Origin of the sequence: Flavobacterium sp. (assembly GCF_052437795.1) — a bacterium.
GTDB lineage: Bacteria > Bacteroidota > Bacteroidia > Flavobacteriales > Flavobacteriaceae > Flavobacterium.
Window position 1 is genome coordinate 326,307 of the sequence record NZ_JBQVPA010000004.1, and the last position, 14,553, is coordinate 340,859.

Annotated in this window: 17 protein-coding genes; 11 read left to right on the plus strand and 6 right to left on the minus strand. The window is 46.3% G+C overall.

What is annotated here, in order from left to right:
- The first annotated feature begins 17 nt into the window (after positions 1-17).
- The gene (locus ACT6R0_RS14315) at positions 18-536 is read left to right on the plus strand and encodes a hypothetical protein (protein WP_444654114.1); all 519 of its coding nucleotides are present in this window, start codon (positions 18-20) and stop codon (positions 534-536) included.
- A 164-nt stretch (positions 537-700) separates the two neighbouring features.
- Complete coding sequence (locus ACT6R0_RS14320; RefSeq protein ID WP_444654113.1) at positions 701-1,030, plus strand: hypothetical protein; 330 nt, start codon at positions 701-703, stop codon at positions 1,028-1,030.
- A gap of 60 nt (positions 1,031-1,090) precedes the next feature.
- On the opposite strand, the gene ACT6R0_RS14325 is transcribed toward ACT6R0_RS14320, so the two are convergent.
- Positions 1,091-1,969 carry a PPK2 family polyphosphate kinase gene (locus tag ACT6R0_RS14325; protein ID WP_444654112.1) on the minus strand — a complete coding sequence of 293 codons (879 nt, stop codon included), beginning with the start codon at positions 1,967-1,969 and terminating at the stop codon, positions 1,091-1,093.
- A gap of 73 nt (positions 1,970-2,042) precedes the next feature.
- Here ACT6R0_RS14325 and ACT6R0_RS14330 point away from each other — a divergent pair, with 73 nt between their 5' ends.
- From ACT6R0_RS14330 to ACT6R0_RS14355, 6 genes are all read left to right on the plus strand, one after another.
- A complete protein-coding gene (locus tag ACT6R0_RS14330) occupies positions 2,043-2,888 on the plus strand; it encodes a DUF6929 family protein (protein ID WP_444654110.1) in 846 nt (281 codons plus the stop codon).
- 229 nt (positions 2,889-3,117) lie between these two features.
- Positions 3,118-3,636 (plus strand): RNA polymerase sigma factor, encoded by a 519-nt coding sequence (locus tag ACT6R0_RS14335; RefSeq protein WP_444654514.1) that lies wholly within the window; start codon positions 3,118-3,120, stop codon positions 3,634-3,636.
- Entirely contained in the window at positions 3,620-4,981 is a 1,362-nt protein-coding gene (locus tag ACT6R0_RS14340; RefSeq protein WP_444654109.1) for a hypothetical protein, read from the plus strand. The genes ACT6R0_RS14335 and ACT6R0_RS14340 overlap by 17 nt, the downstream gene beginning before the upstream one ends.
- Positions 4,982-4,984: 3 nt before the next feature.
- Positions 4,985-5,146, plus strand: coding sequence for a hypothetical protein (locus ACT6R0_RS14345; protein WP_444654108.1), 162 nt, complete (start codon positions 4,985-4,987; stop codon positions 5,144-5,146).
- Positions 5,147-5,221: 75 nt separating this feature from the next.
- Positions 5,222-5,446 carry a hypothetical protein gene (locus ACT6R0_RS14350; protein WP_444654107.1) on the plus strand — a complete coding sequence of 75 codons (225 nt, stop codon included), beginning with the start codon at positions 5,222-5,224 and terminating at the stop codon, positions 5,444-5,446.
- A gap of 115 nt (positions 5,447-5,561) precedes the next feature.
- Positions 5,562-5,915 (plus strand): FEKKY domain-containing protein, encoded by a 354-nt coding sequence (locus ACT6R0_RS14355; protein WP_444654105.1) that lies wholly within the window; start codon positions 5,562-5,564, stop codon positions 5,913-5,915.
- A 116-nt stretch (positions 5,916-6,031) separates the two neighbouring features.
- Here the strand turns inward: ACT6R0_RS14355 and ACT6R0_RS14360 are convergent, their stop codons facing one another.
- Positions 6,032-7,669, minus strand: coding sequence for an ABC-F family ATP-binding cassette domain-containing protein (locus tag ACT6R0_RS14360; protein WP_444654104.1), 1,638 nt, complete (start codon positions 7,667-7,669; stop codon positions 6,032-6,034).
- A 110-nt stretch (positions 7,670-7,779) separates the two neighbouring features.
- On the opposite strand from ACT6R0_RS14360, the gene ACT6R0_RS14365 reads away from it, so the two are divergent.
- From ACT6R0_RS14365 to ACT6R0_RS14375, 3 genes are read left to right on the plus strand one after another with little or no spacing between them, the layout of a single operon-like run.
- A complete protein-coding gene (locus ACT6R0_RS14365) occupies positions 7,780-7,971 on the plus strand; it encodes a hypothetical protein (protein ID WP_444654103.1) in 192 nt (63 codons plus the stop codon).
- A gap of 1 nt (position 7,972) precedes the next feature.
- Positions 7,973-8,185 (plus strand): hypothetical protein, encoded by a 213-nt coding sequence (locus ACT6R0_RS14370; RefSeq protein WP_444654102.1) that lies wholly within the window; start codon positions 7,973-7,975, stop codon positions 8,183-8,185.
- Positions 8,169-8,372, plus strand: a complete 204-nt coding sequence (locus tag ACT6R0_RS14375; protein ID WP_444654101.1) for a hypothetical protein — start codon at positions 8,169-8,171, stop codon at positions 8,370-8,372. Before ACT6R0_RS14370 ends, ACT6R0_RS14375 begins: the two co-directional genes overlap by 17 nt.
- 1 nt (position 8,373) lies before the next feature.
- Here ACT6R0_RS14375 and ACT6R0_RS14380 read toward each other — a convergent pair whose 3' ends face one another.
- The 4 genes from ACT6R0_RS14380 to ACT6R0_RS14395 form a co-directional block, all read right to left on the minus strand.
- Complete coding sequence (locus ACT6R0_RS14380; RefSeq protein WP_444655593.1) at positions 8,374-9,183, minus strand: alpha/beta hydrolase; 810 nt, start codon at positions 9,181-9,183, stop codon at positions 8,374-8,376.
- Positions 9,180-10,244 carry a GNAT family N-acetyltransferase gene (locus tag ACT6R0_RS14385; RefSeq protein WP_444654099.1) on the minus strand — a complete coding sequence of 355 codons (1,065 nt, stop codon included), beginning with the start codon at positions 10,242-10,244 and terminating at the stop codon, positions 9,180-9,182. Before ACT6R0_RS14385 ends, ACT6R0_RS14380 begins: the two co-directional genes overlap by 4 nt.
- A 78-nt stretch (positions 10,245-10,322) precedes the next feature.
- Positions 10,323-13,298, minus strand: a complete 2,976-nt coding sequence (locus tag ACT6R0_RS14390) for an Ig-like domain-containing protein (RefSeq protein ID WP_444654097.1) — start codon at positions 13,296-13,298, stop codon at positions 10,323-10,325.
- Positions 13,299-13,595: 297 nt separating this feature from the next.
- Positions 13,596-14,423 (minus strand): T9SS type A sorting domain-containing protein, encoded by an 828-nt coding sequence (locus ACT6R0_RS14395; protein ID WP_444654096.1) that lies wholly within the window; start codon positions 14,421-14,423, stop codon positions 13,596-13,598.
- Between the last annotated feature and the right edge of the window lie 130 nt (positions 14,424-14,553).

Here is a 14,553-nt window from a genome sequence, read left to right on the forward strand (position 1 = left end):
CAAATACACGAGAGATCATGAAAAAGGGAATGAATATCAAAGGACTGCTGTTATCGGGCATGATGATGCTTGGCATGACAGCTTTTGCGCAGGATGGCGCTTCTTCTAAAGAAAATTATGACCAGGGGTTCCGCTTGGGATTCGCTGTTAACGCCGGTGCCGTTACAGGAGACTACTTCAACTTTGCGCTGGGTGGCGACGTAAGGCTGCAATATGACCTTAGCCAAAGGACATCGCTTACATTGACTACGGGTTACACCCACATGTTTGGCGAGGAAGACTACATTAAAGACCTCGGCTTCATTCCGGTAAAGGCAGGTTTCAAAGCTTTTATCTGGGAAGACAGGTTTTACGTATTGGGAGAGGCAGGTGCCGGTTTTGCAGTAACAAATGATTATGATGAAACAACTTTCCTTTGGGCTCCGGGCATCGGTTACGCGAATGACGTGATCGACCTTAGCCTTAGGTACGAAGGAATGAACGACTTCCAGGCAAACCAGATCGCGCTTCGACTTGCATACGGATTTAAATTGTAAAAAGCATTTCCACCGCGCTCGATCATGTGACAACGTACATAGTAATATATCCGTGTCAGTACTAGCGGGGTCGGGAACATAACACCCAAGTACAAAAACTGACTTTGTTAAAAACCTGCAAAATATTGCAGGTTTTTTTACATTTGTATAACAACCTCCGAACCATGAAACTATTCATTATCGACTGGAGTAAAGATAATTCAACGCCGCTGCTTGATTACTGCAAAGGCACAGGACACACTATTGCCGGCCATGAACTTGTAGATGGTGCGGAGGCCTATCGTAAAACCGCAAAGTGCAAGCCCGATGCCATTGTGGTTAACTATTCCGTACGCCCATTACACGGCCGCGCTACTGCCGAGCAGATATTCAAGCGCAAGATGACTTCAGAGATACCTATCTATTTTATTGGCGGTGCCGAAGATGATAACGAAAAGGTAGAGCACATGGGGCTGTGCCTTTCTGAAGAAGAACTGTACGAACTCCTTGACTGATGCTTTTCCCGTCTTTTCCTATTGCATACGATCGCACAGATCGGGATGATCAATTATAAATTATTTCTCTCCTTTTAGTTTTATACGATACGAATTGATGTTCTCTAAAACCTCTTCATCTACTGCGGGCTCTTTGATGTCATATTTGCAAAGCTCGTCCAATATGGTCTTTGCTACAAGATAACGCGCGGTTTCCTTATTATCGGCAGGGATCACATACCATGGCGCATGCTTTTTGGAGGTTTGGCTGATCGCTTCCTCAAAATATTTTTGGTAATCGCCCCAAAACTGGCGCTCATCAAGGTCCGACGGTGCAAATTTCCAGTTGTGGCTTTCCTTGTTGAGCCTTCGCAACAGCCTTTCCTTCTGCTCATTTTTACTGATATGCAGGAAAAATTTGAACACCAATGTACCGTTCTGGCTGATGTGCTTCTCGAAGTTATTTATCTGACCATAGCGTTCCTCCCACAGATCTTTCGGGATTTCCTCCACGGCTGTAATGCCCGGAAGGTTTTCTTTTAGAATGAATTCCGGGTGAACTCTTGTAATGAGTACATTTTCGTAATGCGAACGGTTGAAGATGGCGAACTTGCCTTTTTCAGGCAGCGCTATGTAATGACGCCACAGGTAATCGTGCTCTAATTCCGAAGATGTAGGCGTTTTAAAGCTGAATACATTTACGCCTCGTGCATTGAACCTGCGAAACACTTCACGTATCAGGCTGTCCTTACCCGAGGTATCCATACCCTGCAGGCACACCAGCACGCTGTAGCGGTTGTTGGCATACATTTTGTCCTGCAGCTTGCCGAGCTTGCGGCCCGCCTTTTTCATGGCCTTGCGCACTTTTTTTTCTGACGCGTCCATATCTATAGTTGTGGGTGCCTTACTGATGTCAAATATATCGGTGATCCTAAAATCTTGGGTATTGATGTCCTTCATATGGGAAATGGATTATCTTTATATAAATATAACTATTAAACAAATACTGCGTTTACAGGTAAAACATAAGATTATGCAAAAGTTTCAGATGGAGCTGCTGTTCCACATCATTGGCATCGGGTCGGCATCAGGATTGTTCCTCAATGGCAATTCGCTATTCATCATTTCCGATAACAGCCATATCCTTTACGAGTACGACATGACAGAGAAGTCGCTGGAAAAGATCTCGCTGGCAGACCCATCATACAAAGGCCCATTGGAAAATGTACCGAAGCCTGACAAAGCCGACTATGAAGCCATGGCGGCAAAGGGAGATGAACTTTACTTTTTCGGTTCCGGGTCGACCGACAAGCGCAACACCATTGCGCACATCAATTTCAAAACCAAAGAAATATTACCCACTATCGATGCGACCGACCTGTATATGATCATGCAGGAATTCGGCCAGATTGATGCAAAGAATTTCAATATTGAAGCGGCGGTGAACGATGGCGACATTTGGTACCTTTTTAACCGTGGCAACGGGCCGAGAGGAAAGAACGGCATATTTACCCTTGAGGGCGACATGGACGAAACCACGTTCCAGATCATTTATAACGATATAAAGCTGCCAAAGATCAATGGCGCTGCATCGGGCTTTACCGATGCCGTGAAGGTGGGCGAAAAAATATGGTTCATTGCCGCAGCAGAAAGATCGAACTCCACGTATAAAGATGGCGAAGTAGCCGGAACACTGATCGGGCGCATTGACATTGAGTCCATGGAAATAGAATACGCCGTGACTATTTCGTCTAAAAATAAATTCGAAGGCATAACCCTATATAAGGAGAACCCGACTTCACTTGAATTCCTGCTGTGCGAGGACACTGATAGTGATGCTAAGGAAAGCGGGGTTTACAAATTAAGTGTTGAAAAATAAAGTCCTCTCCCCCGACCCCTCTCCGAAGGAGAGGGGAGCAACACGGAGTGGTACGTATTTACCCAATATTAACAGCCGTTCGAGTAAACAAAACTTTAAACTTGTAACCTGAAACTTTAAACTTTTAATTTTTTTTCACTCCCTCCCAACCTTTTCCTCTTTTTGATCCTCTATATAAAAAAACAGACCTATCGTGATAGATGAACAACTCATAACAGCATGCAGGAAAATGCAGCGCGACGCCCAACGGAAGGTGTACGACTACCTTGCGCCCCGGCTCTACCAGTCGTGCAGGCGGTACCTGAAGAGCGAGGAGGCGATAGAGGAAGCGATGGCAGATGCTTTCTTTACCATTTTTACTAAGATCGACCAGCTCAAGGAGGACAAGGCATTTGAAGCATGGGCAAGGAAGATCGCGGTTAACAATTGCCTGCTTACACTGAAGCGTAATGTGAACTTCAACATTTATATTGAGGACATGGGGCACAGCGTAACCCCGGCGGCAGCACAGTCGGATGCACTGGAGGAAGAAGACCTCCTGCACCTGCTCACCTACCTCCCCGAAGGATGCCGCACGGTATTCAACCTTTTTGCGATAGAGGGCTATTCGCATAAAGAGATCGCGGTAATGCTCAACATCAGCGAAGGCACATCGAAATCGCAGCTTAATGTGTCGCGCACCAAATTGAAAGAACTGGTAAACAATGTTTACTATCAAAACAGGAACAGTCATGGAGGATCAAGATAAATTATTCGAACAATTCAGGGCTTCTGCCGAAAAGGCGGAACAAAAAGGCTTCGACCGCATGGAAGCGCTCTGGAACCGTGTTGAGGACAAGCTCGACAAGGAAGAACAGCGGAAGTCGGCCACGTGGTGGAAGTACACGGGTATGGCAGCGGTAGTGGTATTGTTCATTACCGTAGGGACATTCCTTTACAGGGAAAACATGCCGGGCAGTACACCTCAGGGCACACAAGAGAACCAGGTCACCGTTATCGACACCCAAAGGGTAATGAAGACATTTGAGCCTTCAAAAGAGAATGTGGCAGGCAATGCGGTTGTTATCACTACAGATGCGGCCAATGGTAATGCAAAGGCAAAAGGACACACTTATGACACTTTATATCCCGGCAGATCATTTAACCGCGCGCTACCGGGGCAAATTGCGGCACAACAAAATGAAAACAGCTCTGATGACTACTATGCCAATTCAAAGTCTTATTCTGCAGAAGTGGGATCAGACAGTGATAATGCTATAACGTTTAGCGGTATCGTAACTGACGACAGAGGGATGCCACTGCCGGGAGCCATCATCAGATCTGAGGATGGCACAAGCACAGCGCTTTCCGACATTAACGGGCGCTATACCATCACTGCTGTGGAGGGCGATAAGGTTATAGCCTCTTATATCGGCATGAAAAGCGGTTCTATACTTGCCTACAAAGCAAATGACAACCGCAATGTAGCCCTGGCAGAAGATACGCATATGCTAAGCAGCATCACGGCTGAAGCCCCCCGTACCGACTCCAGATCAAAATATACCGCACTGAAGGACCTGACCCCTGAGCAGGTGGAAAACCCGAACAACGGATCAATGCCGAGCGTAAATGGTACGGTAGCAGAGATCGATGAAGGAAAAGTACGCAAGCGTGAACAGCAGGTAAAAAGACCGGACAATGCCCTTGCCAACAATTATGCAAATGGGCTGACAGCAAATAAAGAGCAGGTGTCGCGCTACAATAACAGCATGCAATTGAAACAAGCTCCGGGGGCGAATCCTGTTTATGACAGCCTGGTATCAAACCAATTCCCTGATGACGCCATTACAGGAGGTGATCCGCTATATATAATTGATGGGATCGTATCTTCGGAGGAAGCATTCAGGAAAACAGATGCTAAAGATATTGTAAGCATCACGGTATTGAAAGATAGCAGTGCCACATCGATATACGGCAACAGGGCAAAAAGCGGCGTAATTATGATAAAGACCAAAAAAAGCCTGACAGCGGAAGAACTGAAAAAGCTGGAGCGCGACATGAAAAAATCGTACAGGGAAACAGAAAAGAAACTCAAAACCGCAACAAAACCATAAGCTATGAAATATTTTATAGCGACCCTACTGCTGGCTAATGCAACTGCTATGTTGGCGCAGGAAGGCACATTGCCATCGCAAGAGATCAAAGCGGAGGAAGTAAAACTGAAAAGCAGCGATGTACAGTTGCAGCCACAGATCGGTGTGGCGATAGCTACCCACTGACCCCCGGGCGAGGGACAGCCGCAAGGCCTGGCGTGCAGATTTCCGTCTTCGGCAGGGCAACAGAAACCGTTATACGTGATCGACGGAGTGCTTTCAAGCCAGGAAGCTTTAATGGGGCTAAACCCTAATGACATTGTTAGCATCAATATCCTGAAAGACGCATCGGATCCGCTGAACCTTTGCAACCGGTCCAATAATGGCGTGATCATCATCAAAACAAAAAACGGCCTTTCCAAACGCGAGCTGCGTAACCACCAGCGCAAAGAAAGAAGGGCCGCAAAGAAACTGGCGAAAGCATAAAAGAACAAATTCCGTTTTAGGTTGGGAATTTTAAATACCGGATCTTATTTTTAACTAACTCAAATCCGAAAGCCCCGTGGGAGCCATAACCCGCGGGGTTTTTAAATCAGATCTAATGAAACGAGCAATACTTATCCTGCTATTACTGACAGGACTTTCTTCGCACGCACAAAAACAAGAGCAACGTAGAGCGCAACAACAATTCGAAAATGACCTTTCAGTAAATAACCTGCGTATTTATATTTTAGGAGGGATCGCAGCGCGTCCAAAAAAAGGTGATACCGATTTCCAAAAGAAATATGGCGTGCATTTTTATGACTTTGGCTGCCTTGCTCCGGTAAATATTAGCTTTCACAATGAATACAATTTACTTGTATTCAAATACCTTACCGAAAAACACGAAACCGAATGGGAGAATGCCATACGAACCGATGTAATGGCATGGAACCAGTGGAAGCGTGAAAAATGATGTTTTTCTCTTGTCACTTCGAGCGCAGTCGGGAAGCAAAAAAATTAACGGAATATCCATTTCGACTGCGCTCAATGTGACATTCCGTTAATTTTAAGATCGAATTAAATTGTCAATTAATTCTTCTTTTCTATATCCCTAAGGTTCTCCATCTTTTTCATTTCGAGGAAACCTTTTATGTCCTCAAAATGTTCTTTAACCCGTTTGTGACCGAATTCAAACACCTTCTCCGCAAGGCCGTCAAGAAAGTCCCTGTCATGCGACACGAGAACCAGCGTACCGTCAAAAGCTTTTAGCGCATCCTTGATGATGTCCTTGGTCTTCATGTCGAGGTGGTTGGTAGGTTCATCGAGTATCAGCACGTTTACCGGTTCGAGCAGCAGCTTTATCATGGCAAGGCGTGTCCTCTCCCCTCCTGAAAGCACTTTTACTTTCTTCGTCGTATCGTCGCCACTGAACATGAACGCACCCAGCAGGTTCTTTATCTGCGTACGGATGTCGCCCACCGCGATCTGGTCGATCGTTTCAAATACCGTAAGGTTCTCGTCTAGCATTGCCGCCTGGTTCTGGGCAAAATAGCCTATCTGTACGTTATGTCCTACTTCGAGCTTGCCGTCAAAATCTATTTCCTTCATTATGGCTTTCACCATGGTCGACTTACCTTCACCATTACGGCCTACGAAAGCTACCTTTTCGCCACGTTCTATAACCATCGAAGCATCTTTAAATACAACATGGTCGCCATATGCCTTCGAAAGCTCATTCACCACTACAGGGTACTGCCCTGAGCGAGGTGATGGCGGGAATTTCAGCTTCAGTGCAGAGGTATCCACTTCATCCACTTCTACAAGCTCGAGCTTCTCAAGCATCTTTACACGCGACTGCACCTGCAATGTTTTCGAGTACGTGCCCTTGAAGCGTTCAATGAATTCTGTATTCTCAGCGATCATCTTTTGCTGCTCTTCGTATGCCTTTTGCTGGTGGGCGCGGCGGTCCTTGCGCAGCTCAAGGTAATGCGAGTATTTTGCTTTATAGTCATATATGCGGCCCATGGTCACCTCAATGGTACGGGTAGTAATGTTATCTACAAAAGCCCGGTCGTGCGATATTACCATAACGGCTTTGGCACTGTTCACAAGGAAATCCTCCAGCCACTGGATACTCTCGATGTCCATGTGGTTGGTAGGTTCATCTAATAATATCAGGTCGGGTTTCTGCAAAAGTATCTTTGCCAGCTCTATCCTCATCCTCCAGCCACCACTGAATTCTGATGTCGGTCGGGTAAAGTCTTCGCGCTCAAAGCCCATACCCTTCAATACTTTTTCAACTTCGGCCTCGTAGTTCACTTCCTCTATGGCGTAGAACTTCTCGCTAAGCTCGGATACCTTTTCAATGATCTTGTAATAATCTTCCGATTCATAATCCGTACGCACGGTAAGTTCATCGTTCAACGCGTCAATTTCGGCTTTCATCTTGAAAATACCTGCGAACGCTTTAGAGGTCTCCTCAAAAACTGTAGCATTATCCTCAGTAAGGAGATGTTGCGGAAGGTAGGCGATAATAGTGCCTTTGGGTGCCGATATCTGGCCGGATGATGGCTTATTCTCACCTGCGATCAATTTGAGCAGGGTCGATTTTCCCGCGCCGTTCTTACCCATGAGGGCGATCTTGTCATTCTCGTTGATGGAAAAAGAGACATCGCTGAAAAGCGTGGTACCGCCAAATTGTACGGCAAGTGAATCTACAGTGATCATTAGCTGTTTTTTTGAAGCCGCAAAGATAGTTTTTTTACCAACCGATTTCAATACCGCCGCTAATTTAGCATTGGTGTAACTTTAGTATCTTTGCCATATAATTTTGAATAATGAATAAGAGTTGGGTAAAGTTCGGGCTGATATGGGGAACCCTCATGGCTATCATTATGAACATAGGCTTTCCGCTGTTTGACGGCGAGGCCATCAACTGGACCAAGGCCGCGATAGGGTTGCCGGTCTGGCTGGTATTCGGACTTATCTTCGGTTACGTTTCCCGAAAGAAACCTGTAAAAAAGCAATAATATGAACCGGACAGCGCGATTCGCAATTATTTGGTTTGTGGCATTCTTTGTCCTCAACACATTCATTGGCCCACTGATTGGCATAAATGAAGTAGAGGTGACACCTGTGTATATCGCCGGAAACTTTGTCATTTGGGGTGCCGCCGCTATGGCTATGTATTTTATATTGAAACGGAAACAGAAAAAATCAGATGGCAATGAAAAAATGGGTTAGGTCGGGACTTGTATGGGGCGGCATACTTTACGTGATCACGATGGTCCTGTTCCCATTGATCGACCACGAAAAATTCGATACTGTAAAAATACTGCTCGGCATCCCGTTATGGGTGATCGTTGGGCTTACCATTGGATATCTTTTTGATACCAAGAAAAAAACAATGAAAGCCACAAAAAGAAGGTAACTTATATCGTTTGAAGAATATCGAAGAGCTTTCCGGCAAACTCATAGCTCTCGTTTATGGCATTATGCCCTTCGCCCGGCAAAGGTATGAGTGTCACATTTTCTTTACCAATTTCTTTTAACTGCTGCGAATGGCTGAAGGGAATCAGCTTATCTTCGGTTCCGTGAAAAATATATACGGGCGCTTTCACTCTTCCAATTTCATCACACGTATTGAATTTGTACCTTTTTATGAATTCGGGGATCAGCGGGACCTTTTTTCTTGCCAGGTCCGTTAAGCTGTAGTAGGGTGCCTGCAATATCAATGCTTTTACATTTCTGGCTGCCGCCAAATGTGCCGCAGGGCCCGTACCTATAGAATATCCGGCGATGATGATATTACTGCCATATTCCTTCCGCATAAATGAGAAGGCTTTTTCGACATCATCGTTGAGCTGTTCCTCACTTTCAATATGTCCGGCGCTTTTGCCATATCCCCTGTAATCCAGCATAAAAATATCATATCCCGCTTGGTTATAGAGCCCTGCGGACTGTCCCCAATCCTCTACACAACCGCCATTGCCATGCAGGTAAAACACAAGCCCTTTACTATTTTTTGCCCTGAAAAGGATGCCTTGCAATTTTACATTATCACCAACGGGAATGTAAACTTCTTCAAACTCATTTGAAAAAGAAAACTTGTGCTTTTGATCCAGTACAGTTGGATGGAACAGCAGCTTTTCCTGAAAAAAATAGAGCAATGTGAGTGACAGGGCATATAACAGGACTATCGTTACAGTGACTATTTTCAGAACCTTCATAACCCTTTTCATAGTGCTGCAGGATTTACAATTTCATACCAAACCGATGGAACTCCATCATCGTCAAATGTTCCCATTTTCAGTAATCTTGCTTTTTCAAGTACAGCGTGCGAATTCACGTTCCCGGCATCAGCATACGCATTGATCTTTGACAGGAACATCATATTAAACCCATGATCTACAAAGGCTTTGGCAGCCTCGGTAGCATAGCCTTTACCCCAGTGCTTTTTCATGAACCGGTAGCCCAGGTCATAATAATTTGTATGTCCATTGATTTCCTGCCTGACGAGCTTTAGGCCTGCCCATCCTAAAAATTCCCCGGTTTCTTTCAGTATCACTGCCATACGTGCCACACCGTTTTCTTCATATTGTTTACGTATCATTGCAATTGCGGTTTTTATCTCATCCATAGACCTTACAGGTGCATTGCCAAGGTAACGATGCACTTCGGGGTCAGAGTCCATCTCATAAAGGCTTTGCGCGTCATCATGATCGATCTTGCGAAATAACAGGCGGGATGTTCCTTTTGGGCCGTGCCATAACAGTGGGTTGTGTATCTCATACCATACTGCTTTTTCACCTTCGTATTTTCCGGTAAAAGTAAATTCTTCTATCAATTGCATTCCTGCTTTTTCCAATACTTTACGGGAAGCTGCATTGCCAGTGAGCGCACAGGCGTTTATTTTTTGAAAGCCCAGCGACCGGAAACCGTGATCGATAAAAGCCACAGCAGCTTCGGTAGCATATCCCCTACCCCAATATTGAGGGAGCAGCCTGTAACCTACATCATAGAACTTGTCGTGCCCATTGACATCATGCTCGAGCTTAAGCCCTGCCCAACCAATGAACTCACCTGTATCTTTGATTATTACAGCCATGCGGCCGATGCCATTAGACAGATACTGCTGCCTAATGCCATTGATAACCTCCCTGCTTTCCCCGATCGCCTGCAGAGGTTTATTGCCGAGGTAACGGTGCACATCAGCACTGGAGTCTAACTCAAACATTTTTATATCATCAGAAGCAAGGAGTTCACGGAACAATAGCCGTTGCGATCCAAAGGTGTCGGGCATATCTAAAGTAATTTGTTAAATATAAATAAAAAAACGGGTGGCATATGCCACCCGTTCCATGTTATATGCAAATCTGTTTTATTGTTTCACTACCTTAATGGTTTTTGATGCGCTGTCGCCCATCACTTTAACCAGATAAGTACCTGCTGACAATTGCGACATGTCTACAGTAGTTTCATTTTGACCGATCATTTTAACCATTACCTGCTGGCCTACGATATTGTACACTTCAATTGAAGAAATGTTCCTGTCGTAAGAAAGGGTAAGGACATCCTTAACAGGGTTGGGATGGTAACTGAACGAAGCCGCGCTAAGATCACCGTTGCCTAATGTCACTGTTGCAGTTACGGCATAGCCAAGGCTTTCGCATCCGTCAATAGTTTGCGTGGCATAGTATGTAGTCCCCGATACCAATACAGTATCCGATGAGAGCGGGTTCTCGCCTTCTTCGGCATCTTCCGCAGTGGTATACCATGTTACAGTACCCGTCGCATCCACCCCTAGATCGGCAATTGTAGCCTCCTCAGCATTATCCACAGTTATTTCCTGTGTCTGGTCGCCTGCCGGCATATCAGTAGATGTTATTTCAACGGTAACCGCAGTACGGCCTACGCTTTCGCAGCCATCAATTATTTGGGCAGCATAATAGGTAGCTCCTGAAACGGCTTCCATATCGTCATTAAGCGGAGCCCCACCTGTTTCGGCTGCATACCAAATGATCTCTCCATCCCCTTCTACATCCAGGTCTTCAAGATCGGCTTCATCACAAAATGTTTGTGTAGAGGCCTCGGTCGTTGGCGCAGGTGTTATGGTGATTTCCACTTCTACAGCGGTCCTTGCTGTGCTTTCACAGCCACCGTTAGGTGTAACAGCAGCATAATAGGTTGTGCCATCCGTTAGCGGTGCATCCTGATTTACAATATTCCCGCCTGTTGCGGCAGTATACCATGTTATTGCATCGCCTTCAGCTTCAAGGTCGGCAATCGTAGCACCCTGGCAGAATGACTGCTCAGCCTCGGCGTCAGGGGCCGGGATGTTAGTGATCGTAACAGTGACAGGGGTCCTGGCCACACTTTCGCAGCCACCCGCAGGCGTAACCGATGCGTGGTAGGTAGTTCCGTTAGTAAGTACTGTAGTTGAAGCCAGTGCCGTACCACCGGTCGCGGCACTATACCAGGAAATTACCGAACCTGTAGCAACAAGGTTAGCTACCGTTGCACCGGGGCAGAATGTTTGTGCGCCATTAGCTACAGGTGCAGCAGTTGAACACGTTACAGTAAGCACACCGCTGATATTGGTAGTACCATTCCAGATCCCGCCGCCTGATGGTGGCGCTTCATATCCTCCATAAACATATGTGCCGCCATTCAGCTGGAAACGGCTTGCATAGTAGTAGGTACCCGGAGCAAGTGTTGCACCGATCGTAGCCATGTATTCGTCATTATTGCCTGGATCTGTCGCAGTAGCATTAAATGTTGCAGGTACCCATGTCGTCCATGTACTTGGGTTCGTATTACTGCCCACGGGGCTGATACCGATCCATGCAGTGATCCCTGCGCCTGCGCCTGCAGCTTCGGTAACGCCCGGCTCATAAACGCGTGCATACACTGTGTCTGAGCCGCCCTGTGCGATATTTATCGTTGCCGGCCATTGCAGGTTAACCCAGTCCGGTGTTTCGACAACCGGAACAGTAATATTTACAATGTAATCCTCAGCCTGGCCATAACCTGTGTTATCACTTCCGCAGGCACCACCATACGGCAACGGCCATTCCTCATCTTCATCATAGTACCAGTTCTTTACTACCCTCATGTACGTAAGGCCTGCCGTTGCCCCGGAAGGTACTGCTATAGGCCCACTTACCGTAACGCCATCAGTACCGTTCGAATCAACGATAAAGCCCGGTATCTGGTAGGTTTCGTTAGTATCAGCAAAGTCGCCATCATGGTTCCAGTCGATATAAACCGCGTAATAATTCTCATAACCGCTACCCCAATCATCGGCAGTATTCCCGGCAAGAGTTATCGTATAGCTTTGTCCGGCAGTTACCTGTGCAGGTGCCAGAGAAGTAAAGTTCTGAAGCGCCGGCGTACCGCCTACGGTCGCAGAAGATGTATTATTTATTCCTGCAAAATTCACAAGTGTGATCGGTTCTACAGCGCCAGGGAACGTAATTTCGCAAGGACAAGGTACTCCACTGCTGGTCACCTGTACGGGAGCCGAATTTGTAGATTGCCCTGATGACGTACAGGTAGTTACCAATCGGTACCACATAGTTGCAGCAGGTATTGTTGTGTAGGTTGACGCTGTACCGCCGGTGGCTACGTTAGTGTATGTTGTATTATCAGCAGAGGTTTGCCACTGATACGTCAGTCCCGTATCAGTATACGGTGCCGCAAGGCCTAACGTTACCGAAGCACCATTACACAAAAGAGCACTTGACGCTACAGCTGTAGATGCCCCCGGAGTTCCGGCACATGCTATCGGCGCGGCCTGTGTAACCTGGACCTGGTCGAAATACACGAAGAAATCGCTATCCTCATTAGTCACTGCCGCATATATACCAAGATAAACCTGGCTGCCCGCAGGGGGATAGAACGTAACACTGCGCTGAATACAGTCGGCAGATTCAACGTGGTTAGAAGGGTCCCTAGTCTCAAGCAGGTAGAATGGCCCGGTAGCTGAAGTTGCCCAGTACACTTCGATGAAACCCCAATTTTCCGAATTTTCGGTTGCTTCAGTTGGATCCGTCGAATCGTAGTTCACGACCTTGTAGCGGTAATTGAATGTTACCTGACCGCCATTTGATGTACCGATACTCGGAGACACCGACTGCGCTTCCGGTTCTAACGCCCAAAGGTTTGCCCGCATGGCCCCACCGCCCTGGCAAGGTGCCGTAGCCGAATAGTCGAACACATAATTATCCCAGGTGTCTACATTGCCCTGGCCGTTAAAGTTCGATGTGTAATTAATTTGCGCGTTCGCACCGCCTGATAAAAGCAAAGTGCACAAGACCGCAAAACTGTAATAAAGCAATCGTAATCTTGTTTTCATAACATTTTTTTGTTGGTTTAAAAAGCTAAATTTAACAAAAATTTTACTCCAAAATGTTAAATATCACAGATATGTGACTTTTTGGCTAAATTTTAACTTTTTTATAACAAATAAGCCCACCTTATTGTTAACCGGACTTAGTATACTCAATTCCAATAAATTATATCCTGAAAACGTGACCGCGTGAGGGATAGCAGTGAAAAGCCTTTATGCAGCCTGCGGAATAAAGCTTGAAACGGATAGCCCGCCGCTCCACTGCCTGCCGGCAAAAGCAGGCGGTGGAACGGCACGCCCAAATTAATCCTTAACGATGTTTATCGTCCTCAGCTCATTATCGGCGTATACCTTCATCACATAATTACCTTCTGTAAGTCCTGACATATCCAGCCTCCTGAGGTTACGGTCGATATTCTCTACCACGACCACCTGTCCCTGCATGTCATAGATGGTCACGTCATTGATCGCACCATCGTAATCTAAGTGCAGGTAATCGGTAACCGGGTTAGGCCAGGTTTTAAGATCGGCATCAGCCACTATTGGCGCTATTGTAATATTCTCCTGCAGCAGGCTGATATTATCTACATAAATAAAATAACTGATGCCCGGCTCGGTCGCGCCAGAAGCAATGATCCTGAGGAATACCTCTTCGCCGTTGGGTGGCGTAAAAGCAATTTTACGCGTCAGGCATTCATCGGTAGCCCTGTGATTCTCCGGCAGGATCATATCCAGTTCCCTCCACGGGCCATTTTGGGTCGGGCCATATTCGATGGTGAAAATTCCCCAGTCAGCATCGGCTACAGCTTTATACGGCAGCACATCATCATAATATACGAGCTTGTAATTATAGCTGAGGATGACCTCCTCGCCATTTGACATACCCAGGCTTTGGGAGACCGTTTCTACAGGTATGGGTGCGCCCAGATCATTCATAGGGTTGGCACGCAGGGCATTTCCGCCATCGCAAACGGCAATGCTCGTGGCCCGGAAGTCACGGTCGCTCCACATTCCGTCATTGATACTGAAGTCCTGGAAATAATCGATCTGGGCATTCATTGTGCCCGTTACTGCCAGCGCGGCCCCTGTAAGGATGCCGAAGCTGAGTTTTCGTACAAGTGCTTTCATCATTAGGCCTCTTTCTGTTTTGCATTATAAAGTTACCACCTAAAGCACTGAAAACCTGTTAATAAAATACTGTTTAACGGCAATTTGCCATAGCATTAATACCCTTTTAACGAAAACAGCCGGATTTTTTTAA